Consider the following 23,278-nt stretch of genomic DNA (forward strand, 5'->3'; position numbering starts at 1 on the left):
CGCCGGTCAGGGGTGTGGCTTTCCCGTCAGGGGTCAGAGCGGCTCGCCGGTGAAGTCGAGCACCTGGCACCATTCCCCGCTCGCCTCGATCGCTGCGCAGGCGCTGCGGGCCGACTCCGCGTCAGTAAACGGTCCGGCCTTGAGCCGCAGGAAAACGCCGCGATCGCCGAGATCGACGCGCTGCAGCCTGGGCCGGGTCTCTTGAAGCGCCGGGTGACGCGCGGTCAGCTCGGCCCAGCCGGAAACCGCGTGGCGGTGTTCGCGATAGCTCGCGACGTGAACCGCATGCATGAGGCTCTGCGCGCCCGCGAGCGCAGGCGGCGGCGCGAGCGGCGTCGGTTCGGCCTCGGCGACCGGTTCAGGCTCGGGCGCGGCGCGCAGCGCGCGTTCGAGCGCGGATAGTTCAGGTTCGGCCGAGGCCAGGCGCATCGGATCGGTGCGCTCGGTCTCCACCAGCAACGCAGCCAGCGCCTGCGCCCGGCTCTGCGGCGCAGGCTCGGGCGTGGTCGCGCAGGCGGCGAGCGCAAGGCAGCTGGCGGAGGCGAGCGTGCGGATCATGCAGCTTTCCTAGCGCGAGTCGCGCTCTTGCACCCCCTGTAGCCCGGCGATAGCGTCCGCGCGCCTTTTTGCGGAGCCGTCCATGCCTTCCTCCCTGCCCCTGCCCGCCGTTCACGACCCCGCAGCCCTGCGTGAGGAGATCGCGCGCTGGCGGGCGCAGGGCCTGCGGATCGGCTTCGTGCCGACCATGGGCGCGCTGCACGGCGGTCATATCGCGCTGGTCGAGCAGGCGCTCGAACTTGCCGACCGGGTCGTGGTCAGCATTTTCGTCAATCCCGCCCAGTTCGCGCCGGGCGAGGATTACGACGCCTATCCGCGCACGCTGGAAAGCGACGCCGAAAAGCTCACGAAGGCCGGCTGCCATCTTCTTTACGCGCCGAACGCTCCGGCCATGTATCCGGACGGCTTCGCGACGACCGTCAGCCTGAAAGGACCCGCGGAGGACCTTGAGAGCGCCGCCCGACCGCACTTCTTCGCCGGCGTCGCCACGGTGGTCACCAAGCTCCTCAACCAGGTTCGCCCCGACCTCGCCGTGTTTGGAGAGAAGGACTACCAGCAGCTTCTGGTGATCCGGCGCCTCGCCGCCGATCTCGATCTCGGCGTGGAGATCGTCGCAGGCGAAACCCGCCGCGATCCGGACGGGCTCGCCCTGTCCTCGCGCAACGCGTACCTGTCGGACGTAGACCGCAAGCGCGCCGCCGAACTCAACGTCATCCTCGCCGAATGCGCCGCCCGGCTCGAAGCCGGCGCGGACGTCGGTTCAGTCGAGGCCGCCGCGCTCGAACGCGCCGAAGCCGCCTTTGATTCCGTGGATTATCTGACGGTGCGCGACGCGCACACCCTCGCCCCGCTCGATCAGGACGCGCCGATCGAAGGCGAAGCCCGCGTGCTCGCCGCGGTGCGGTTGGGTCCCGTCAGGCTGATCGACAACATGGCGGCCGGGCCCGCGGGCTGAGCGGCGCTAGCGATCCCGGTTCAGGGGCCTTCGGCCGCACAAAGTCGGGTCGCGATTTTGTTCCGGAAATTGCGTATCCAGCCCTCGACGTCCGCAGGGTCGGACCTGCAAATATTACTCAGCTCGACCGCTGAATACCCGCACTTGTCCGCGACGACGAGTGCGAGCTGATGGTCCGTAACGACATCGTTCGGCAGGTCATTTTCGCTTCGAAGATCACCGATCGAGACGTCCGATTTCAAAGTCTCCTCGATAAAATCAAAGCCAGGCCGTTCGGCATGCGTGGCGCGGGACAATACGATCTCCATCGCCCGCGCGACGAAATGCTCTACGTCGGCCTTTGGCCCAAAATCGAGAGAAAACGCGTCTACGGTCCCGGGCGAGTTCACATACTCACGCGACGGTTGGTACTTCGGTATGCGATAGGACATTGAGCTACCCGTTCAGACAGATTTCGAGGTGTTTGCGGGCTACTGCGTTATCAAGAGGCCAAACTGCGTCCCAAGCGAGGGCGGCGCCTAGGCGCGTTTCCGCAAACCATTCGAGACCCAGTTCCCGCCCCCCAAAATTCCGATAAGACGACGCAGCACGCATCAGCAAAAGATCATTTGTCGATTTAACTAATGCCTGCGCCTCATCTCGCTCCTCAGAACTCCAGGCGCCCATGGCTTCGAGCCTTTCCGCCCTCCGCAACAACTCCGACCTCACGAGGCTGGGTGCTTTCGGAACGCCGCCACACCGCGCCCATGCAAACCCGCCGTACAACTCGTTAGCATAGGCTACTACAGTCTGGAGATTGATATCATATGAAATTGCGTAAAGGTCCCTCAGGAATTGTCTGGCGCGACCCTGGCGTTGCTTTTCTTCCGGCATGCGCAAGCACTTTGCGTCCACCAGCAAATAGTCGCTTTCGACAAAGACGAAATCGAGCGCGATGGCGGCCCGTATGGGATTCTTGTAGGCCTGCTCAAACGTCAACGTCTTCTTGCGCGGTGAGAGTATCCATTCGGGAGCGGAGTCGCACAGATCCCCGACAGCTCGCTCAAGGATACTGTGCAGCTGTCCGAAAGTGCGGTGGTCGAGCTGAAGAAAACGCCTCGCCTGCTCGAACGATCCGTCCTCGACTTTCACCACAACGCTTTAACGCCCCGCCGCCCCGATGCCTGAGGCCAGTGAATAGCCGCAACCAGGCATTATCGCAATACGCTCAGCTCGCCTGATTGGCGGAAATCACCAGGCGCCGATCTCGATCAGCTGCTGACGCAGATCGTCGGGCAGGTCCTCGCCGCCGGTGTGCACGGTGAGATCGGCGGGCGCGTCCTCGGCCTTGAGATAGCGCCAGCCCTGGAAGGGACGCTTGGGGCTGGGAGCGGTGCGGACGATCTCGGGGTCGAGCCAGATCGTGCAGCGCTTGACGCCGGCCTCGTCTGTAAATTCCTCAAGCTCGATCACCCGCTGGCGGCACTGGATGACGCGCTTGATCACCCAGTAGAGCGAACCGCCGTCGAGCAGCTCCTTCGCCCGCTTGGGCGTCATGCGGGTGGTGTGCGGCATGGGCCGGCCGCCGGGCGCGACCTTGTCGCGCCAGGCTTCGAGATCCTCGATCCCGTCCGCGCCGACGCAGAGTTTGACCAGATGAAGCGGCATGCCCCCTAGCTAGGGCGACTCAGCCCCTGCGCCAAGATCGGCGGACTGCGCCTCGCCGATCGGAGCCCAGTCGATGTGCAGCGTCTCCATCTTCATCGACTGCTCGAAGCGCTGAAACGCCGCCGAACCGCTGAGCGACATGGTCATGACGGAAGGGCGCGGGCCGCCCAGTTCAGGATCGTGAATGAAGCTCTGGCGAATCTCGAAATCGTCGATCCGCGCGGCGATGTTGGGCTTGAAGCTGTCTTCTGCAAAGAACCGGAAGAACGCCAGCGCGCCGGTCTCGGGATCGACCGCGACCTCGCCCGACAGCGCTTCGAGCATGGCTCTCGGCGTCTCGTCCGAACCGGGCAGACCGGCAGGCGTAAAGCCGAACACGTGCAGCCCGTCCTGAAGACCGAGCTCGCTCACCTGCGTTCCGATCACCCCGCGCAGGGCGGCCAATCCAGTGAGGCTGAGCGAGGCGCTTTCCTCCTCGGCGCCTTCCTCGGCCGCCTCATCCTCGTCAGGCGCGCGGGCGTCCTCCCAGATTTCGCGTTGCGCCTCGTTCAGCGCATCCTCGGCGGGTTCGAGCAAAGTATAGGTCGTGCCGCTGTCAGGCGCCGGGCGCGTCTCGAAGCGCACGGAGTCCTCGCCCTTGGTGATGCGCATCTCGATCCGCTCGACCTTCCGGGGCTCGGTCTCGATCGAAAGCGCGGCGTCGAGCATGGGCGGCAGCTGCGCCATGACAGCGGGCGTGAAGCCGATGACGATCGCGACGGCGAGGCAGAGACGGCGCATCGGGAGCGCTCCTTTCTGAAGACCTGTAAGAGCCTACAGCCCGGAGCGCCCCCGGCGAACTGAAATTCCCGAAAGGCTCAGGCCGGCGCGCGGTCGCGGTATCCGGTTTCGCTGGCCAGATCGACGTCGAAGGTGGATTCCGACTTCGGCAGCGGCCGGGCCGCGGCGCCGGTGACCTTCTCGGCGAATTTCCAGGTCTTCGACAGAGCCAGCTTGGCGTAGGCCGGCAGGCCGGTCGGCGCGGAGGATTTCGGCGTGAAGCCCATCTTCCGCAGCGCACCGTTGGCGTGCAGGACCGCGTTCTTCATCACGGACTGACGGGTCACCACCTCGCAGGTGATCGACACGTTCAGGCCTTCGAGGTTTTCCACCCGGTGCGGCGCGTGCAGCGGCCAGCTGACGAAATCGCCCGGCTCGAGATCGACCAGCGCCGCGTCCCTGTCCCAGGCCGGATCGAACGGGATGTCCTCGGTCTGGGTCTTGTGCAGCACCTGTTCCATGCTCTCGTCGGCGATCCAGGGTGCGCGCGGCGGATAGATGCGGAACCGCTTCCTGCCCTTCACGTGCAGCAGCAGCGTCTCGGACACGTCGGCGTGGTAGAAGACCTGGGCCTTGGGCGAGCTGATCAGGATGCCGCCATAGGCGCGGATCGGCGCATAGCCGGGGTTGAGGCGGCGCATCTGCGCAAACAGGCTTTCGAACAGCGGCTTGTAGACCGGGTCGGTGTTCATCGCCTCGCGCAGATTGATCCAGAGCTTGCCCTGGCGCACCGCCTCCAGAAGCGTGCGTCCATCGGCCTGGCCCGGATCGCCGGCGCGCCAGCTCTCTCGGTCGGCCGGGTCGTCGCCCATCGTGCAATAGTCGATCAGTTCGCGCGGATGGCGGTTCAAAAGCGCGGCGAGCGCGAGATCGGTGAACTCCGGCGCAAGGTGCAGCCTATGGCGGGCGCGGACCACGCCGTTGCGGAATTCGTCGCGTTTCTCGTCGTTCCAGTCGATCAGAACAGGCTCGGTCATGAGGGGCCTCCGTCGCGTTTCGGGACGAAAGGGGCGTCCCGCGACGAGCAGCAGCAAGCTGCGTGCCGGAACCCCTACTCGCCCAGCACCACCAGGACCGCGCCGTCGGCGACCTGGGCGCCTTCCCTGACCGGGACGTCCTCGACCACGCCGTCCGCGCCGGCGGTCAGGGCGTGCTCCATCTTCATCGCTTCGAGCACGACGAGGGTCTGGCCCTTCTTCACGCTGTCGCCGGGCTTCACCTTCAGCGCAAGAACCTTGCCGGGCATGGGGGCCTTGATCTGCCCGCCCGCGTCGAGCGCTTCGGCGAGCGCGGCCGGGTTATAGCGCTCGATCAGGTGGGTCTCCCCGAAGGCGTTGACCAGAACCGCCCTGCCCTGAGGCTCGTACCGTGCGCTGACCGCACGGCGGTCGATCCTCGCTTCAAAGAAGCCCTCTTCGAACGCCGGCGTGTCGAGAACCAGCACCGTGTCGCCCACCGCAGCCTCGAGCCGGTTCTTCGTGAACGTCAGCCGGACCGGGCGGCGTTCCCCGCCAGCATCCAGACCAACTTCAATGAACGGATCCGAATTCACCCGGAAGCCGTCGCGCAGGGCCCACGGGTCCTGCGCAGCGCCCGACAGCGGCCCGCCCTCGGCCATGACGAGCGCGGCGACCGCATAGCTGAGCGCCGGGGCGTCCTTCGGCGCCAGCTCGTCCAGCCGCGCGTCGATGAAGCGCGTATCGACGTTCCCCGCGCGGAAATCGGGATGGTCGAGCGCGCGGCGCAGGAAGCCGGCGTTCGTCTTCACCGGCCAGACGCTCAGGGCGCCGTCGACGAATTCGAGAAGGTTCTCGATCACCTGATCGCGGTCCGGGCCAGTTCCGATGATCTTCGCGATCATGGGGTCGTAATGGAGCGTCACCTCGCCGCCCTGCTGGACGCCGGAGTCCACCCGGACGCCGTAGTCGGGGATTCGCAGCCGCTCCAGCCTGCCGATGGAGGGCAGAAAGCCGCTGGCCGGATCCTCCGCGTACAGACGCAGCTCCATGGCCGCGCCGTGCAGTGAAATATTCTCCTGGGCCGGCAGCTCGCCGCCGGCGGCGACCTGAAGCTGAAGGTCCACCAGGTCGTAGCCGGTGACTTCTTCGGTTACGGGATGCTCGACCTGCAGACGGGTGTTCATTTCCATGAAATAGAACCCGTCCTTGCGAAGCGGGCCCGAGCCGTCGACGATGAACTCGACCGTGCCGGCCCCGACATAGTCGACCGCCTTGGCCGCGCGCACAGCCGCTTCGCACATCGCCGCGCGCACGTCTTCGGTCATGCCTGGCGCTGGGGCCTCCTCGATGACCTTCTGATGGCGGCGCTGCAGCGAGCAGTCGCGCTCGAAGAAATGCACGACGTTGCCGTGGGTGTCGCCGAACACCTGCACCTCGATATGGCGCGGGCTGGAAATGAACTTCTCGATCAGAACCCGGTCGTCGCCGAAGCTCGATGACGCCTCGCGCTTGCAGCTGTCCAGCGCTTCAAGGAAGCGGTCCGCCTCCTCGACCTTGCGCATGCCCTTGCCGCCGCCGCCGGCGACCGCCTTGATCAGGACCGGATAGCCGATCTTGTCGGCCTGCTCTTTAAGGTGGGCGGGGTCCTGCTCTTCGCCGTGATAGCCCGGCGTGACCGGCACGCCGGCGTCTTCCATCAGCTTCTTGGCGCGGTCCTTGAGACCCATCGCCTCGATGCTTTCAGGGCTCGGCCCCACGAACACGATCCCCGCCTTCGCGCAGGCCCGGGCGAAGCCCGCGTTCTCCGACAGAAAGCCGTAGCCGGGGTGGATGGCGTCCGCGCCGGTCTGCTTCGCCGCCTCGATGATCTTGTCGCCGAGCAGATAGCTCTCACGCGCCGGCGCGGGCCCCAGCCGCACCGCCTCGCCCGCCTCGCGCACATGGGGCGCCTCTGCGTCAGCGTCGGAATAGACCGCGACGGTCGCGATCCCTTCGCGATGGGCGGTGCGCATGATGCGGCGGGCGATCTCGCCGCGATTGGCGATGAGGAGCTTCTTGATCATCGGCGATCCGTAGGTCTGAAATCGGGCCGCGTTGTGCGTCATGCGCGGCTCATAGGCAAGCGCAGCGCCCCTCGCGCTCTCTGACGGCGGCGGCGAGCACGAAGCTGATCAGCATCAGCAGATACCAGCTGCCGAGCTTGGCGATGTGCACGGGGCGCCAGCTCAGCTCCTGTCCGGGATAGCTCCAGGCGCGTGCGAACGTGCCGATGTTTTCAGCAAACCAGATGAACAGCGCGACCAGCACCAGCCCCAGAAGAAGCGGCATCGGCCGATGTTTCTCGTCCGGCCGGAACCAGACCACGCAGGGCCCGTAGATCGCTGCGGAGGCCGCGAACAGAGCCCAGCGAACATCGACCGTGTAATGGTGGGTGAAGAAGTTCACATACGCCGCCACGGCCAGCAGCGCCTGCAGCCAGAGCGGCGGAAACCGGTCGAAGCGGAACTCGAAGATTCGCCAGACACGCGCCAGATAGCTGCCCACCGCGGCGTACATGAAGCCTGAAAACAGCGGCACGCCCATGATTTGCAGGACCGCCGCGTCGACCTCGGGATAGATCCAGCTGCCGGCATGGACCTTGAAGATCTCCATCACGGTGCCGACGAGGTGAAAGACCGCGATGACCCGCGCCTCGGCCAGGGTCTCCAGCCTGAGCGCCAGCATGCCGATCTGGATCGCCACTGCGCCGAGCGTGATCGCGTCGTAGCGCGCCAGCGGCGCGTTTTCGGGCCAGAACAGGAAGCTCGCCAGCAAGAGCGCCAGCATCAGCCCGCCGAACAGGCACGCCCAGGCCTGCTTGATCCCGAAGGCGACGAACTCGAACAGCACCCCTGTGACCGGCCCGCGCACGAAACGGTCGTGCAGCGCCGATCGGAAGGCGTGAAGCGCGCGCTCGGTGCGCGGCGAGAAGGCCAAGCGCCTCTACTCCGCCCAGCCCGGCTTGCGCTTTTCAAGGAAGGCGGCGAGGCCCTCGCGGCCCTCGGCGCTGACGCGCCGGTCCGCGATCTGGCGGGCGGTCTTGCGCATCAGGCCCTCGTCGATCTCCTCGCCGGCGACCATGTCGACGAGCTGTTTGGCGTCCGACACAGCGCCTGGCGCGGCGCTGAAGGCGAGCTTTGCGAGATGCTCCATCATCTCATCAAGGTCGTCGGCGCGGTCGACGACATACTGAGCGAGGCCGATCTGGTGGGCGAAGGCGCCGTCGAAGCCCTCGCCGGTGGCGAACAGCGCGCGGGCGTAGCGCGGACCGATCGCGCGGACCACGAAGGGCGAAATCGTCGCCGGGGTCAGGCCCAGGCGCACTTCGGAGAACCGGATCTTCGCGTCCTTGACCGCCACAGCCACGTCGCAGGCCGCCATCAGCCCCGCGCCGCCGCCCATGGCCGCGCCCTGAACGAGCGCCACGGTCAGCTGCGGCAGGTCGTAGAGCCGGTGCAGCATGCGCGCGAGACCCAGCGCGTCTTCGGTGTTGTCTTCATGGGTCCAGTCCGCAGCCGCCTTCATCCATTCAAGGTCGGCGCCGGCGGAGAAGCTCTTTCCCGCGCCGCGCAGAAAGACCACGCGCGCCTCGTCGGTGTTGGCGCGGAGCGTCTCGAAGATGTCGCTGAGCCGGGCGATGATGTCGGCGTTGAAGGCGTTGTGCTTGTCGGGGCGATTGAGCGTTACGATCGCCGCGCCGCCCGGCGTCACCTCCAGCAGAACCTCGTCCTCGATCGCCATGGCCGGTCTCCCTTCAATCGCTGTGTTTTGCGATGCATAGGCCGTCCGGCCCGGGCGGCCAAGTCCCTGAAACGCCGAAAGCCCGCCGCCCCGTTATGGAGCGGCGGGCGAACCCGGCGATACGTCCGTCACGCTTAGCGCGGAAGGACGATCGACTTGATGATGTAGAGCACCGTCAGGCCGACCAGATAGGCCAGCGCGCCGAAGGCCAGATATTGCCAATAGGCCATGTCGGTCACCGGCGGCATGGCGAAGCTCGCACCGTCACGCACCATCGGCAGAACCTGATCGACGACGACGTGCACGATCAGGCTCGCCACGGTGAAGATCAGGATCGCGCCGTAGGACGGCATGAGCAGCGCCATGACGAGCGCGATCACGCCCATCTGAACGCCCAGAAACAGCCAGTTGATCGTGCCGTCGGCAGATTGCGGCGCGAACGCGGCCACCCCTTCGACCAGCCAGGCCCAGACCGGGGCGAGATACGCCCAGATTTGATCGACGAATTCCATACCACTATCCCCTCGTTCGGCGGCTCTCGGCCGCTCACGATGCCGAAGCGTGCCCGAAAGTTAACAAAATGCAAGGAAAACAGCGTTCCGGACACAATTTTTCGCCTGCTCCGGCGCGAACCGTCGCAGAAATCACACGCTCGGGCCGCGTTAAGGTTAACGCTTAAAAATCAGCTTCCTGACGATCATCAGCAGCGCGATCACCACCAGATAGCCCGCGAGCAGGCTGGCGACGTAGCGCCAGAACCATCCTTCGAGCACGTCAGGAAGCTGAAGCGCCGCGCCGCTGGCCACCACCGGCAACAGCGTGTCGACCAGCACGTGGACCACCGTGGCGCCCAGCGTGAACGCGAAAAGCCGCTTCCAGTCGGGCATCAGGAACGCCGCGACCAGCGCGATGATCAGCCCCTGCACGGCGTTCACGCGATCAAAGCCGGCCTGGAAGAAGTCCAGCACCTGGTAAAGGAAATCCATATCGTCCCCCCTTCTCGGACAAGCCCGCCCGAGCGGCAGGGTGACCGTTAACCCTGCTCGCGGCAAGCCCTCACCGGCCCGCCGCGCCGAGCTTGCGGGCTTCGTCGAGCAGGGCCGCGCGGCGTTCCGGCCCCGCCTCGACCAGTCCGAACACGCTGTCTTTCACCGGCGAAAAGCCGGAGAGCTTGAGGATCCCGGCCTCCAGCCCCTTCACCGAGTGCGATCCGAAGAACAGCCGGTAGGCGAAGCCGGGCATGCCCATGGTGACGATGACCCGCGCGGACTTGCCGTTCATCTTCTGCGCCGGCCATTTCGAGCTGTCGTTTTGCGTGTCGAGAAAGAAATGCGCCCGGCCGAGATGTTCGAGGAAGGCCTTGGACTTCGCCGGAAGCGTCCCCAGCCACAGCGGATAGATGAAAACGAAATGGTCCGCCGCGCTCAGCGCCTCGCGGACGGCTTTGAACGCGTCAGGCGGAGCCGCGTCGAACGCCGCTGCGCTCTCTAGAAACCCGTAGTCCAGCGCGCCGGCGTCGAACCTGTCCACGGTGTGGCCGGCCTCTTCGGCGCCGGACTGGTAGGCGGCCGCCAGCGCGTGGCAGAAGCGCTCCGGCGCTGGATCGGGATGGGCGTTGACCAGGCAGATGCGCATGACGGGCTCCCTGTCTTGTGACGCCCGTTGAAAATCGATCGAAGCTGCCCGGCCCGTCGAGCCGACTGAAGGTCGCAGGGTCTTTCAACCCGGCAATTGCAGCGGCCGAGCCGAGCGGCGGGCATGGCGCACCGCCCTGCCCGCAGACCGCGCCTGAGCCCTGAAAATCAAGCGCGCCGCAGCGCGGCGGACGGCAAGCGCAGCCCAGCCCCCGGCGCCGCGTCTTCGAGGTGTCAGCGAACAGCAACCCTGTCCGGGGCTCGGCCTTTTCCGCCTTGGAACATCGGGCGATCGAGCCCGCCGCAGTCAACCCCGCAGACGCAGTGCAAGGAGTTCTTCATGACCCGCACATCCACCATCCTCGGCACGCTCCTCATGGGCGCCTCGGCCGCCGCCATCGGCGCCGGAGCCGCGACCGCGCAGACCGCCGGCTACATGGATTGCGACCGCCAGGCCCGCGAACTCGCCGTCTATCTCGAGAACGGCGATCTGAGCGTCCGCGACGCCGCGGCTTTCGCCGAAGCCATCGAAAACGCGCAAGGCTGGTCCGACGCCGGCGACGACGCCAATTGCGCGCTCTGGCTGGACGAAGCCCGCGCGCAGATCGACGGCGACGTCGATGTCGAGACTGCCGCGGCCATCGGCTATGAAGTCGAAGGCGCGATCGTCTCCGCCGAGCGCGACACAGACGTCGATTACGACGCCGACGCCGCGCTGTTCGCCGACGCCGACGCGACCGAGGTCGCCGTGCAGACCAATCCCGCCCAGGTCGAGGTGACCCCGCAGGAAGCCCAGGTCGACGTACGCACCGAAGCCACCGACGTGGCGGTCACCCAGCGTCCCGCCGACGTCATCGTCGAGCAGCCCCGCGCCAGCGTCGCGGTCGAGCAGGCCGAGACCGACGTGGCCGTGACCCAGCCCGAACCGCGGGTGAACGTGCAGGCCGCCGCCCCGCAGGTCGTGGTCGAACAGCCCGAGCCCGAAGTCACCGTTCAGCAGGCCCAGCCCGACATCCAGGTTCGCCAGAGCCAGCCTGAAGTGATGATCGAGCAGCCCCAGCCCGAAGTGACCATCCGGCAGCACCAGCCGATCGTGGAGATCGAGCAGCACCAGCCGCAGATCACGGTCAGCCAGCCCGAGCCGGAAGTGGAAGTCTACCAGCCCGAGCCTGAAGTCACCGTCGAGACCGCCGAACCGCAGGTCCGCGTGAGCCAGGCCGAGCCCGACGTGCGCGTCGAGACCCGCCGTCCGGACGTCAACGTGATCCAGCAGGAGCCGGACGTCACGGTGTCCACCGAACAGCCGAACGTCACGGTCACCGAGGCGCGGCCGGAAGTCTCGGTCAGCCAGGGCACGCCTGACGTGACCGTCAGCCAGGCCCGTCCGGACGTGTCGGTCAGCCAGGCCGCCCCTGAAGTCGCCGTGAGCCAGGAACGCGCCCGCGTCGACGTCACCACCGGCGAGCCCACCGTGGCCATCGAGGCCGAGGAAGGCGCGCTCGTGGACGCCCGGATGCAGACCCAGGCCGAGATCGACATTCGCCGCGAGACTGAAGCCTCCGTCGACGTCGATTACGCCGCCGGGACCGACTACGAGGTCGAAGCCCTGATCGTCGAGCCGGTCTATTACGATGTCCGCGCGATCGAACTCGACCCGGATTACGTCGCGGTGATCGACGAGACCGCAACCGCGCTTAACGGCGACGACGATCTCATCGTCACCCTGTCGGGCTATGGCGACCGCGCGATCTTCGACCAGCGCACCGCCTATATCGCCGACGAGCTCGCCGGCTACGGCGTAGGTTCGGACCAGATCGAAGTGGTCTACGACCCGGCCTATGACTACGGCGCGAACGCGCTCGAGCTTCAGGTGGTCCCTGCCGAGGCGTGGACGTACTAGTCCCCCTCCTGGAACGTCCAGCACATCGCAGGACCATCCCCGCGGCGGGGCCGGAAGGCCCCGCCGCTTGCTTATGCGCCTGTCTTGGAACCGATCGCCGATTGCAGGCATGCCCGAACGGAGCCGGAACGGCGGCGCACACAGGGCTTTATCAAGTCAACACCCCGATTGCAGCGCGCACCCGCGTCGATCCCTCGACGCCCGGAGGCGCCGCGCAGAGGAGGAGACGAACATGGCCCGGAACCGCACTTTACACGCCGCCGCACTTGTAAGCGCCGCCACCGGCGCGATCGCGCTGGCGAGCGCGCCTGCGTCCGCCCAGGCGTGCATGGAGCGCGTGGAGGCCCTGCGCATCACGGCCGAAAGGACCCCTGAGGCGATCACTGACCGCTCGGCCTTCCGCACCGCACTCGACCACGCTGCGGGCTGGAGCGAGCGCGGCGACGTGCAGAGCTGCATGGGCTGGGTCGACGAGGCCGAAAGCCTGATCCGGCCGCCCCAGGAAGAACCCGAGCCCGAGCCCGAGCCAGAACCCGAGCCAGAACCCGAGCCGCAGCCTGAACCCGAGGCCGATAATGAGGCTGAGGCGGCTCGCGAACGCGCCGAGGCGGAGCGAGAAGCCGCACGTGAGCGCGCTGAAGAAGAACGCGAGGCCGCCGGAGAGCGCGCCGAAGAGGAGCGTGAAGCTGCGCGCGAACGGGCGGAGGAAGCCCGCCGTCAGGCCGAAGCCACGCGCGAGGCCATGCAGGAACGTGCCGAGCGGCGTCAGGAAGAGGCTGAACGCCGCCGCGAGGAGGCCGCCGAGCGCGCTGAAGCGCGCCGCGAGGCCCGTCTGGAAGCCGAACGCGAGCGCCTGGACGCCGAGCAGGCTGAAGACGCCGAGCCCGATTTCGAAGCGCTTGAAGAACGCGCGCGAGACCGAGACGGCCGGATCAGCGAAGCGCGCCGCCGCGCGCTCGAAGCGCTCGGCCTGGGCGCCGAACGCAGCGAGAACGCTGACACCGATACGGAAAGCGACCGCGTCGAACCCGAGCCTGTCGAAGGCGCCGAAGACGAGCTCCAGCTCGCCGAACCTGTCGAGGGCTTCGACGCCGGCGGCAGCGACGAAGCGGTGACCCAGCAGCTCGCCGAGCGCTACGCCGATGCGAGCGCGCTTGAAAAGGCCGCCCGCCGCCGCCTGCTCGGCGCGCCGACCATGACGCTCGCCGAGCTTGAGCCCGAGCCTGAACGCAGCTGGTTCCGCAGCGCCTTTTCCGAGAGCGCGGAAACCGATTACGCCGACCGCTACGACCGGTATTTCGACCGCGACTGGCGCGCCGACGAAGACCGCGCCCGCGCCTTGAGGCCGGTGCGGTTCGCCGGGTCGCGCGTGGCGCTCGACTCAGACGCCGCAGCCGCCGTGCGCGAAGTGGCCGCCGAGTTCGCCGGTACGCCCGGTGAAGTCATCGCCGTGCGCGGCGACAGCTTCGACGCCCGCTTCGCCGACCGCGCGGGCGAGCTGGTCAGGGCGCTGGCCGAAGCCGGCGTCAGCCGCGGCGATATCGAGGTGATCTGGGGCCGCACCTACGGCGACAATCCCGACGCGCTTCAGCTCGCGGTGATCCCGCGCAGCACGATGGACTTCTAGTCGTCGTCGACCTCGCCCTGGCGCTTGAGCCAGTGGCGCACCAGGCGCACGCCGGCCAGGACGGTCAAGAACACCACCGGCGTCGCGATCCCTGCGACCAGATACGGATTGACGCCCCAGCCCGCCTCATCGAGCCCCTGCGCCACGTAATAGATCAGGCCGACCGCGTAATACGTGATCGCCACGGTGGAGAGCGCCTCCACCGTCTCCTGCAGCTTCAGCTGGGCGGCGGCGCGGCGGTTCATCGCGTCCAGAAGCTCGGCGTTCTGCTCTTCGACATCGACCTGCACGCGGGTGGCCAGAAGCTGCACGCCCCGGTCGACGCGCTCGGCCACGGCCTGCTGGCGCGTGGCGATCGCCTCACACGTTTTCAGGGCCGGCGCCAGACGGCGCTCGATGAACACTCCGACCCGTTCATGGCCTTCGATCCGCGCCTCGCGCAGACGCAGATTACGGTCCTGGACGATGTTGCCGTAGGCCTTCGCCGCCCCGAAGCGGAAGTCGCCGCGCGCGCGCAGCCGCTCGGCCTCGCCGGCGAGCCGGGTCAGCCTTTGCAGGATGTCGCGGTCCTTGGCCGCGTGCGGCCCCGCCGCAATGCGGTCGGACATGGTGTCCATCTCCGCTTCGAGCTTTTCCAGCAAGGGTCCCGCCTCGCGCGCCACCGGCAAAGCCAGCATCGCCGCCATCCGGTAGGCTTCGAGCTCGAAGATCCGCTGCACCATGCGTCCGCGCACCACGTCGCTGGGCGTTGAATCAAACACCAGAAACCGGATGAAGCCGTCCGCGTCGGGCCTGAAGTCCGACGCCAGCGCCGCGTCGCCGCCCCTTATATGGCTAGCGGCAAAGTCGGCGTGACCGAACACGCGCTCGGCCAGCTTCTCGTCCAGCGCGCCGTCGGTGCTTTTCTCAATATGGATGCGGATGGCCGACACCCGGCCGCCGGGCAGCCCCTCGAACGCGTCCGCCGGCGCCTTGGCGAGAATATCGGTCTCGAAGGCCGCGCCGGGCGAATCGTCGAACACGGTGTAGGAGACGAACTCGGTGTGCCGCTCGAACACGACCCGCAGTTCGCCTTCAGTGTAGACGTGATGGCGCGACCCGGTCTCGGGCAGCGGCTCACCCCTGCCCTGTAGCCGGTCGCGTAGCCGGCCGACATGACGGGCCGCCTCGCCGGGGGTGGTCTGAAGGTCGATCCGGGCCGCAGCCCCGGGCGCAGGCACCGCCGGCCGCGGCCGGGCGTGCAACTCGCCCAGCAGCCCCGCTCGCGCCTCGTGGTCGCGCCATTCTGTCATGCGCCCCGCCCTTCTTTCTGCATGAACGGTAGACGAGCCCGGCCCGTCTGCCCAGCGTTCCGGCGATCGACCGCCCTAGCCCGGCGCGATCTCGATCCAGATTTCGTTGCGCCTGAACGGTCCGGGGATCCAGGGAGGGTCATAGGCCGCATAGGTCGGCGCGGCGCGGGCCTCATGGCCGTGCTCGGCCAGAAAGGCCTGAAGTTCTTCGAGCTTGTCTTCGATCCGCCGCTCGCCCATCAGGCCGTTGAAGCGGATCACGGCCACGCGGCGCGCCGGGATTTCGCGCAGGCTCACGCGCGCGTCGTCGGGCACGGGCAGCGTGTCCATGCTCCACTCCGCCGGCATGATGAAGGCGACTGTCCAGCGCCCCTCGCCCGCCGGCGCGCTCGTCACAGGGGCGGTCATCGCGATCTCTTCGCCGCGCTCGCCGGAAGCCCGCGTGGAGGTCACCGGCGCGGTCATGGCGATCTCCTCGCGCGGCGCGTTGCCGCCGAAAATGTAGCCGGCCAGCGGCCGGAAGCCTCGATTTGTCGCCTCGCGCCGGTCGCCGGTCATCTCGACCTCGGCCAGGATCAGCGCGGGATAATCGCGGATCTCAACATCGCCGTGCGCGTCGACGCGCGTATAGGCCGGCTCCTCAGTCGCCATCGCGGAAGCGCCGAAGAGCGCGATCAGCGCGGTGAGAACAGCGAAAAGGCGCATGAGCGAGCTCCACGGTCATGGAGCGGTATACGAAGCCGGAGGCGGAGGAGTTCACCGTTCGTCAGGGAGCGGCTCGGCGAGCGCGGCTTCGAGGGCGGTGATCAGGGGCGGCAGGTCGTTGCGCACAGTGTGCACGATGACGATCGGATCCACCGTCGCGTAGCCATGAATGATACGGTGCCGCATCCCTATCGCTTCACGAAACGGAATATCCGGCAGCGCAGCCTGCACGCTGGGAGGCACGTTCGCCGCGGCTTCGCCGACGACTTCGAGCGCCCGCTGGACGGCGAGATATCGCATTTCATCGGCGACAAGTTCTTCCAGTTCATACCCGCCGCCATGTCTAAGTGCAGCCTGAGCATAATGCAGCATGTCCTTCAGAAAGGGTCTGCCTCGCTTCATAGCGCGACGGCCTCTTTCAGGATGTCCTCCTTGAGGCCCGGATGTATCGATCCTCGCGTCAACGTGTCGACCCTCACTCCGAGACGCTCGACCAGGAAATCATCGAGATCGCTCAGACCGAACAAGGTCGGCGTCCTTGCAAAGTCCAAAATGATGTCCAGATCGCTGTCCGGCCGCGCTTCGCCGCGCACCCGCGATCCAAACACCGCAAGCCCGGTCACGCCGAAGCGCTCGCGCAGTTCGGGCTTGAGGGCTCTGAGCTTTTCGATTGCCGGGTCCATGGGCGGCAGTATAGCGCCGCCGCGGGCGGGCGGTCATCCCTACATCCGGAACACGCCGAACTTCGTGTCCTCGATCGGCGCGTTCAGCGTCGCGCTCAGCGCCAGGCTGACCACGCGGCGGGTGTCTTCGGGCGCGATGACGCCGTCGTCCCAGAGCCGGGCGGTGGAGTAGTAGGGCGAGCCCTCCGCCTCGTATTTCTCCCGGATCGGGGCCTTGAACGCCTCTTCGTCTTCGGCCGGCCAGTCCTCGCCGCGGGCTTCCATGCCGTCGCGCTTGACGGTGGCGAGGACGCTCGCGGCCTGCTCGCCGCCCATCACCGAAATGCGCGCGTTCGGCCACATGAACAGGAAGCGCGGGCCGAAGGCGCGGCCGCACATGCCGTAATTTCCCGCCCCGTACGAGCCGCCGATGACGACCGTGATCTTCGGCACCTTCGCGGTGGAGACCGCCGTGACCAGCTTGGCGCCGTCCTTGGCGATGCCGCCGGCCTCATATTTCGAGCCCACCATGAAGCCGGTGATGTTCTGAAGGAAAAGAAGCGGGATCTTCCGCTGGCAGCACAGCTCGATGAAGTGCGCGCCCTTGAGCGCGCTTTCCGAGAACAGCACGCCGTTATTTGCGATGATCCCCACCGGCATGCCGTGAAGCCGCGCGAAGCCGGTGACCAGCGTCTCGCCGTAGAGCTTCTTGAACTCGTCGAACTCCGAGCCGTCGACCAAGCGCGCGATCACCTCGCGCACGTCATAGGGCTGGCGCACGTCGCTGGGGATCACCCCGCCCAGGGTGGCCGGGTCGATCGCCGGCTCGCGCGGGTCTTCCAGGAAGACCTGCTTCGGCTTGACGGTGTTCAGCCCCGCCACGATGTGGCGCGCGCGCTGCAGCGCGTGATCGTCGTCGGCGGCGTAGTGGTCCACCACGCCGGAGGTGCGCGCATGCACGTCCGCCCCGCCGAGGTCTTCGGCCGAGATCACCTCGCCGGTCGCCGCCTTCACCAGAGGCGGGCCGCCCAGGAAGATCGTGCCCTGGTTCCGGACGATGATGCTTTCATCGCTCATCGCCGGGACATAGGCGCCGCCCGCGGTGCAGCTGCCCATCACGACGGCGATTTGCGGAACGCCCTGAGCGGAGAGATTGGCCTGGTTGAAGAAGATGCGGCCGAAATGATCGCGATCGGGGAAGACCTCGGCCTGGTGAGGCAGGTTCGCGCCGCCGGAATCGACCAGATAGATGCACGGCAGCCGGTTTTCCTGCGCGATCTCCTGGGCGCGGAGATGCTTTTTCACCGTCATCGGATAATAGGTGCCGCCCTTCACCGTGGCGTCGTTGCACACGATGACGCATTCGCGGCCCGACACCCGGCCGATGCCGGTGATCATGCCCGCCCCGTGAACGTCGCCCTCGTACATGCCGTGCGCTGCCAGCGCGGACAGCTCCAGAAACGGCGAGCCGGGATCGAGCAGGCGCTGCACCCGGTCACGGGAGAGCAGCTTGCCGCGCTTGAGGTGTTTTTCCCGCGCCCGTTCGTTTCCGCCCAAAGCGGCCTCGGCGGTCTTCCCGCGCAGCTCGGCGACCAGCGCCTCCATGGCTTCGGCGTTGGCCTTGAAGCTGTCGGAGGCCGGATCAAGCTGGGTGGCGAGGCGGGTCATGGGCGGGCCTTTGCGAAAATCTTGTATGGCGCGGGGATTAGCCCGCTCCGCGGATTTTCTCAACGCCCGGTGCGGAACACTGCGTCCGGGCGCCGGGTTCGCATCGAAAGCACGCCGCCGACCGGAGCCGTCATGCCCCCTTCCCGCCTCGCCCGCCCGGCCTTCGTCCCGCTCGCCTGCGCCGCCGTCCTGACCGCCGCCTGCACTGACGCGAACGGCGGAACCCGGCCTGCACAGGAGGACGCACGAGCGACCCGATCGGAAGCGACGGCGTCTGATACGCAAGGAGGCTGCACCGCCTCCGTCTCCCGCGCGATAGAGTTTTCCGGCGCTGAAACGCCGGACACCATCCGCGCTTCCGTGGACTACGAGACCTGCCCTGAAGCGGCGGTCACGGTGACTGTCCGCGATCCCCGGGGCGGCCTTCTTTTCACCGACGCTTTCAAACTCGAGGCGCTCAAGCTGGCGCAGGACTGGGACGGCGCGCAGCCGCTGCTCGACCAGTTCATCGAGAACGTGTCACTGCGCGACGCCGATGCGCTGGAGCCCTTCGCCGAGGCGACGGCCGGGGCGCCGGAAAACCCGATCCCCATCCGCCCGGTCGCCACCGAAGCGATCTACGAACGCGCGCGATCGGCGGGCGGGACCGTGCTCTGCTTTCCGGTCCACTACGAGACCCGGTCGTGCATCTGGCATGACCGCGAGCGCGGCGGCACGTTCCATCTGTACTATTCCGGACCCTAGGCCGCAGCCTGGACCCCTTGAAGCGCAGCGCGCCCGCGTGGATGCTCGGCGAAAGCCGCCGCAGCGAGTCTCCCATGCCCGACCATCAAAGCTTCGCGCTCGACGCCTCAGGCCCGATCGCGCGCCTGACCCTCAACCGCCCCGACAAGCGCAACACCATGACCCCGGCCTTCTGGCGCGAGCTGCCCGAGGCGGTCATGGCGCTGTCGGACGCGGGGCAGACCCGGGTGCTGATTCTCGATGCGGAAGGCCCGGTCTTCTCCGCCGGCATGGACATCTCGGTGTTCACCGACCCGGCCGCACTGAAGACCGACAGCGCCAGCGCGCGCGAGGCCTTCATGACGGCGGCGACCGCCCTTCAGGACGCCTTCACCGCGTTCGAGCGCGCCCGCTTTCCGGTGATCGCGGCGGTGCAGGGTCCGTGCGTGGGCGGGGCGGTGGACATGATCACCGCCTGCGACATGCGCTTCGGGACGAAAGACGCCTGGCTGAGGATCGAGGAGACCAATATCGGCATGTTCGCCGACGTGGGCACACTGCAGCGCCTGCCCGGGCTGATCCCCGAGGGCGTCGCGCGCGAACTGGCCTACACCGGCGAGACGCTCGGCGCCGATCGCGCCGAAAAGCTCGGGCTTTACAACGCGGTGCTCGATGATGCCGAGGCGCTGCGCGAGCATGTCGACGCGGTCGCCGAGAAGATCGCGAGCAAGGCGCCGCTGACGATCTCGGGCACCAAGCGCTCTTTCCTCTACGCCCGCGACCACTCGCTCGCCGACAGTCTCGAACACGCCATGACGCTTCAGGCTTCGTTATGGAGTCCCGACGACATCATGGAGGCGATGGCCGCCCGGAGCGAAAAGCGGCAAGGCGCGTTCAAACCGCTCTCGCCGGTCAATCGCATGGGTCGGGAATGATCGACGGCGCCTGTCATTGCGGAGCCTTGCGTTGGCGCACGCCGGCGCCTCCAGCCTGGCTGACCGCCTGCACTTGCAGCTATTGCCGCAAGGCCGGCGCTCTGTGGGGTGAAGCGGACCCGTCGGAGACCCGATTGGAATGGGACGCCGAACCGCATCGCTACGTGCACGGCGACCGCACGCTGGAGTTCGTCTCCTGCCCGCGGTGCGCGATGCTGGGATGGTGGCGCAGCCTTCCAGGGGGCCCTGATCGAATGAAACTGAACTACCGTCTCGCCGATCCTGCACTCGTTGCGACCTTGCGGGTACGGACCTTCGACGGGGCGGACAGCTGGGACTTCCTCGACTGAGATGATCGACCTCAATCTCGGCTTCCTTCCCTTCCTCAACCGCGTTGAAAAAGCGGCGCTGAAGGCCGTCGAGAGCGAGGTGGAATGGTTCTGCCTGCCCGCCGGCGCGACCCTGTTCAGCGAGGGCGAGCCCGCCGACGCCTTCTATCTCGTCCGCTCCGGCGCGCTGGCCGCGTTCAGGACCGGCGCCGACGGCAGGCCTGAACTCGTCGGCCATATCCGCACCGGCGAACCGATCGGCGAGATGGCTCTGGTCGAGGAGCGCGCCCATTCCGCCAGCGTCTATGCGCTACGCGACTGCGAGCTCGTCCGGCTGCCCAAGCACGCCTTCCAGCGGCTAACACGCAAGCACGCATCCTTGATGCAAGAGCTTGCACGCATGATGCTTTTCCGGTTGCGGGGCGGCTCCCTGAACGCGCGCGCCGAGCCGAAGGTCTTCGCACTCGTCTCCACCTCGCCGACCATCGATCTCGATTTCCGCGCGGTGGAGCTGAAAGCCGCGCTCAAGGCGCTCGGGGTGAGCGCCGCGGTGCTGGGCTACGAGGTGCAGGACGAGACCAGCCGCAAGCTCGACGCCATCGAAGCCGAGCACGACATCGTCATCCTCACAGCGCGCCTCGCCGATGCGGACTGGGCGCGCCGGGCGATGGGCCGGGCGGACCGGATCTGGCTGATGGCGCGCGCCGACGCGCGTCCCTCCGTGCCGCTCATGCCCGACGATCCCTCCCCGGCGGCGCGGCTGAAGCTGATCGACGTGGTGATGGTTCATCATGGCGGCGACCGGCGCGCGGCCGGCCCGCAGGACTGGGTCGACGCCGCAGACGCCGCGCGCTGCTTTCACTGGCGGCAAGGCCGGCCCGAGGACGTGCGCCATCTCGCCCGCGCGATGAGCGGCCGGTCGGTCGGGCTGGTGCTGTCAGGCGGCGGCTCTCGCGCCTACGCCCATATCGGCGCGGTCCGCGCCTTCCGCGAGGCCGGCGTCGAGTTCGACTTCTTCTGCGGTGTCTCCATGGGCGGCATCATCGCCGCAGGCGCGGCGCTGGGCTGGAGCGACGACGAGCTCGAGACCCGCGTGCGTGAAGCCTTCGTGGACAGCAATCCGCTTTCGGACTGGTCGCTGCCCGTGGTCAGCCTGATGCGCGGCAAGCGCGTCGACAAGCGCCTGAAGGAACATTTCGGAGAGGTCGAGATCAACGCTCTGGCCCGGCCCTTTTTCTGCGTTTCCTCGAACCTGTCTGAAGGCAGCGTCCGGGTTCATCGCTCGGGCCTGCTGCGCGAAGCGCTGCGCGCCTCGATCGCCATTCCGGGCCTGTTGCCGCCGGTCGTCGACGGCGGCGATCTGCTGGTCGACGGGGCGGTGTTCAACAACTTCCCCGTCAAGGAACTCAAGGCCTTCCACCGCGGCGTCAATCTGGGCTGCGACGTCACCCGGACCAACGCGATCAACGCGGAAGATTTCGTCGATCCGCCGGGGTTTTTCGGCTGGGCCTTCAAGCACGGTCTCAGCGATCCCCCGCCCATCGCCTCGCTTCTGATGCGCGCGGCGACCGTCGGCGCGATGGAGCATCATGCGAGCTTCCGCGAGGCGGCCGACCTTCTCGTCCTGCCCGATCTCGACCTCGACCTGAGGGAATGGCGGCGCTTCGACGACGCGGTCACAGCCGGCTACGAAGCCGCCGTGCGCATGCTGCAGGACCCGCCCTCAGGCGTCGCCGAGCGGCTGGCCGCAGCGAAGGTGCAGGGCTGAGCCAGAAAAGGTCCGACACCAGAAGCTTCTGAAGCGCTTGCGCCGCCCCCATCTTAATCTAAGGTTAATTTCGCGACGTTCGAAGGGGAGGGCGACGTGGCGAAGAATGAGGGACGGGTCGATCCATCAAACAAGATCAACTTCGAGGTCTTGTGGGTGTTTCTCATTTCAGTACTCATCCTGTCGGCGGCCGGCTTTGCAAGTCCTTTGCTCGCAATGATAGGCTTGGCCGACGGCGAAGTAATACAAATATTTGAAACTATTACCTTTTTCACAGGGTTTTTTCTGACAGCCATTTGGGCTTGGGTGCGCCACCTTGAGCGCAGCGCAATGGAAGAAGAAGAGGAGGAGACACCGAAAGGCGAGTCAAGAAACAGGTCAATGCATGACCTGAAGAATCTCAACGCCGCTTTGACATTCAGTGTCTATTTCATAGGCCTTGTTTTCTTTGCATCCTCTGGCATTCATTTCTTCGATATATATCAGGTTGACTTTTTCGCCAGCGGCTCTTCGCAAGATTGCGACCCCACATTCGGTCAGGTCGACCGTTTGATGTTAATGCTCACAGGCGTTCTGACAGCGCGCGCAGGTACACCGATCGTCAGCATCGCCAGTAATTACGCAATTACACAAGCCGACGGCGCAACAAAAGTAGCAGGCAAAATCAACGACTTGAAAGGCGCGGTCGAACAACTTTCGGACCCACGTGTACAGCGGCTGCGCCGGGAAGCTTGGTCAGTCATCGACGCATCCGAACTGAGGTCGATGTTGCGTCCATTGGACGAAGTTTACGATCTTATCGACTGCACGACATCGCAGCCTACCAGCCCGAGCCCAGGCGGCGACGCGGCCAGACCTACATGTCCAAAACTCGTGATCTTGTCGCGACCGGAGCACCTTTCGGACTTTGCGCGTCAGATAGCAGACTGCGAGCCCCTTCGTACCGCCGACGAAGCCATTGTGATCGATTCCAAGGAAACTGCACGCCAGCGAGCACCTCTATGGTTCGACGCGCGCAACCATGACGTCCGGACTCCCGAAAAAGCGAAAGAACTGGCTAACCTGTTGTTCGAGGGCCCTCGGTCTGACGCCCAATCGGGGTTCTGGAACCTCGCCGAGCCGCATCATGAGGTCATGAGCGCTCTGGCTCGCATTCGAGGAGCCTCGAATAGGTCGCCGTACGCCCTGGTAGTCGTTCGCCACACATCTGAGCGACCGGAGTTCACCGCGATAAGCGCCGCAGACGCCCTTTTTCATTTGGCGAGCAACCATGGCGACCGCAGTCAGGGCACATGCTAGGCGACGACTTATTCGCCT

The 23,278-nt window shown here is 66.7% G+C and carries 24 protein-coding genes; 7 read left to right on the forward strand and 17 right to left on the reverse strand.

Going from position 1 to position 23,278, the window contains the following annotated elements:
* Positions 1-33: 33 nt before the first annotated feature.
* A complete protein-coding gene (locus ABL308_13510; GenBank protein XBQ15961.1) occupies positions 34-558 on the reverse strand; it encodes a hypothetical protein in 525 nt (174 codons plus the stop codon).
* 82 nt (positions 559-640) lie between these two features.
* Between ABL308_13510 and panC the strand changes: the two genes are divergently transcribed.
* Positions 641-1,513, forward strand: a complete 873-nt coding sequence (gene panC, locus ABL308_13515) for a pantoate--beta-alanine ligase (GenBank protein XBQ15962.1) — start codon at positions 641-643, stop codon at positions 1,511-1,513.
* Positions 1,514-1,533: 20 nt separating this feature from the next.
* Here panC and ABL308_13520 read toward each other — a convergent pair whose 3' ends face one another.
* The 11 genes from ABL308_13520 to ABL308_13570 all read right to left on the reverse strand — a co-directional run bounded on the left by ABL308_13520 (position 1,534) and on the right by ABL308_13570 (position 10,353).
* Positions 1,534-1,944, reverse strand: a complete 411-nt coding sequence (locus tag ABL308_13520) for a hypothetical protein (GenBank protein ID XBQ15963.1) — start codon at positions 1,942-1,944, stop codon at positions 1,534-1,536.
* A 4-nt stretch (positions 1,945-1,948) separates the two neighbouring features.
* Complete coding sequence (locus ABL308_13525) at positions 1,949-2,644, reverse strand: hypothetical protein (GenBank protein XBQ15964.1); 696 nt, start codon at positions 2,642-2,644, stop codon at positions 1,949-1,951.
* A gap of 99 nt (positions 2,645-2,743) precedes the next feature.
* Positions 2,744-3,160, reverse strand: a complete 417-nt coding sequence (locus ABL308_13530) for a DUF1489 domain-containing protein (GenBank protein XBQ15965.1) — start codon at positions 3,158-3,160, stop codon at positions 2,744-2,746.
* A gap of 9 nt (positions 3,161-3,169) precedes the next feature.
* Positions 3,170-3,940 (reverse strand): hypothetical protein, encoded by a 771-nt coding sequence (locus ABL308_13535; protein ID XBQ15966.1) that lies wholly within the window; start codon positions 3,938-3,940, stop codon positions 3,170-3,172.
* A gap of 77 nt (positions 3,941-4,017) precedes the next feature.
* Entirely contained in the window at positions 4,018-4,956 is a 939-nt protein-coding gene (locus ABL308_13540) for a cupin-like domain-containing protein (protein XBQ15967.1), read from the reverse strand.
* Positions 4,957-5,030: 74 nt separating this feature from the next.
* A complete protein-coding gene (locus ABL308_13545; GenBank protein XBQ15968.1) occupies positions 5,031-7,001 on the reverse strand; it encodes an acetyl/propionyl/methylcrotonyl-CoA carboxylase subunit alpha in 1,971 nt (656 codons plus the stop codon).
* A gap of 49 nt (positions 7,002-7,050) precedes the next feature.
* Positions 7,051-7,848 (reverse strand): DUF817 domain-containing protein, encoded by a 798-nt coding sequence (locus tag ABL308_13550; GenBank protein ID XBQ17743.1) that lies wholly within the window; start codon positions 7,846-7,848, stop codon positions 7,051-7,053.
* 72 nt (positions 7,849-7,920) lie between these two features.
* Positions 7,921-8,718: an enoyl-CoA hydratase-related protein gene (locus tag ABL308_13555; GenBank protein XBQ15969.1), complete on the reverse strand. Its 798-nt coding sequence runs from the start codon at positions 8,716-8,718 to the stop codon at positions 7,921-7,923.
* A gap of 134 nt (positions 8,719-8,852) precedes the next feature.
* Positions 8,853-9,230, reverse strand: a complete 378-nt coding sequence (locus ABL308_13560) for a hypothetical protein (GenBank protein XBQ15970.1) — start codon at positions 9,228-9,230, stop codon at positions 8,853-8,855.
* A gap of 156 nt (positions 9,231-9,386) precedes the next feature.
* Positions 9,387-9,704 carry a hypothetical protein gene (locus ABL308_13565; protein ID XBQ15971.1) on the reverse strand — a complete coding sequence of 106 codons (318 nt, stop codon included), beginning with the start codon at positions 9,702-9,704 and terminating at the stop codon, positions 9,387-9,389.
* Positions 9,705-9,774: 70 nt separating this feature from the next.
* Positions 9,775-10,353 carry an NAD(P)H-dependent oxidoreductase gene (locus ABL308_13570; GenBank protein XBQ15972.1) on the reverse strand — a complete coding sequence of 193 codons (579 nt, stop codon included), beginning with the start codon at positions 10,351-10,353 and terminating at the stop codon, positions 9,775-9,777.
* A gap of 339 nt (positions 10,354-10,692) precedes the next feature.
* Here ABL308_13570 and ABL308_13575 point away from each other — a divergent pair, with 339 nt between their 5' ends.
* Both ABL308_13575 and ABL308_13580 read left to right on the forward strand, forming a co-directional pair.
* Positions 10,693-12,252, forward strand: a complete 1,560-nt coding sequence (locus tag ABL308_13575) for a hypothetical protein (GenBank protein ID XBQ15973.1) — start codon at positions 10,693-10,695, stop codon at positions 12,250-12,252.
* A gap of 232 nt (positions 12,253-12,484) precedes the next feature.
* On the forward strand, positions 12,485-13,879 hold the full coding sequence (locus ABL308_13580; protein XBQ15974.1) for a hypothetical protein: 1,395 nt from the start codon (positions 12,485-12,487) through the stop codon (positions 13,877-13,879).
* Here ABL308_13580 and ABL308_13585 read toward each other — a convergent pair.
* The 5 genes from ABL308_13585 to ABL308_13605 form a co-directional block, all read right to left on the reverse strand.
* Positions 13,876-15,171: a DUF3422 domain-containing protein gene (locus ABL308_13585; GenBank protein XBQ15975.1), complete on the reverse strand. Its 1,296-nt coding sequence runs from the start codon at positions 15,169-15,171 to the stop codon at positions 13,876-13,878. The genes ABL308_13580 and ABL308_13585 overlap by 4 nt on opposite strands.
* Before the next feature lie 75 nt (positions 15,172-15,246).
* Positions 15,247-15,876: a heme-binding protein gene (locus ABL308_13590; protein XBQ15976.1), complete on the reverse strand. Its 630-nt coding sequence runs from the start codon at positions 15,874-15,876 to the stop codon at positions 15,247-15,249.
* A gap of 51 nt (positions 15,877-15,927) precedes the next feature.
* Complete coding sequence (locus tag ABL308_13595; protein ID XBQ15977.1) at positions 15,928-16,248, reverse strand: HepT-like ribonuclease domain-containing protein; 321 nt, start codon at positions 16,246-16,248, stop codon at positions 15,928-15,930.
* 26 nt (positions 16,249-16,274) lie between these two features.
* A complete protein-coding gene (locus ABL308_13600) occupies positions 16,275-16,559 on the reverse strand; it encodes a nucleotidyltransferase family protein (protein XBQ15978.1) in 285 nt (94 codons plus the stop codon).
* A gap of 39 nt (positions 16,560-16,598) precedes the next feature.
* A complete protein-coding gene (locus tag ABL308_13605) occupies positions 16,599-18,206 on the reverse strand; it encodes a carboxyl transferase domain-containing protein (protein ID XBQ15979.1) in 1,608 nt (535 codons plus the stop codon).
* Between the two features lie 132 nt (positions 18,207-18,338).
* On the opposite strand from ABL308_13605, the gene ABL308_13610 reads away from it, so the two are divergent.
* The 4 genes from ABL308_13610 to ABL308_13625 all read left to right on the forward strand — a co-directional run bounded on the left by ABL308_13610 (position 18,339) and on the right by ABL308_13625 (position 23,260).
* On the forward strand, positions 18,339-18,950 hold the full coding sequence (locus tag ABL308_13610) for a hypothetical protein (GenBank protein ID XBQ15980.1): 612 nt from the start codon (positions 18,339-18,341) through the stop codon (positions 18,948-18,950).
* A gap of 74 nt (positions 18,951-19,024) precedes the next feature.
* A complete protein-coding gene (locus ABL308_13615) occupies positions 19,025-19,864 on the forward strand; it encodes an enoyl-CoA hydratase-related protein (GenBank protein ID XBQ15981.1) in 840 nt (279 codons plus the stop codon).
* A gap of 351 nt (positions 19,865-20,215) precedes the next feature.
* A complete protein-coding gene (locus ABL308_13620) occupies positions 20,216-21,961 on the forward strand; it encodes a patatin-like phospholipase family protein (GenBank protein ID XBQ15982.1) in 1,746 nt (581 codons plus the stop codon).
* Positions 21,962-22,057: 96 nt separating this feature from the next.
* Positions 22,058-23,260, forward strand: coding sequence for a hypothetical protein (locus tag ABL308_13625; protein XBQ15983.1), 1,203 nt, complete (start codon positions 22,058-22,060; stop codon positions 23,258-23,260).
* The last annotated feature ends 18 nt before the right edge of the window (positions 23,261-23,278 follow it).

This window comes from Oceanicaulis sp., assembly GCA_040112665.1.
GTDB lineage: Bacteria > Pseudomonadota > Alphaproteobacteria > Caulobacterales > Maricaulaceae > Oceanicaulis.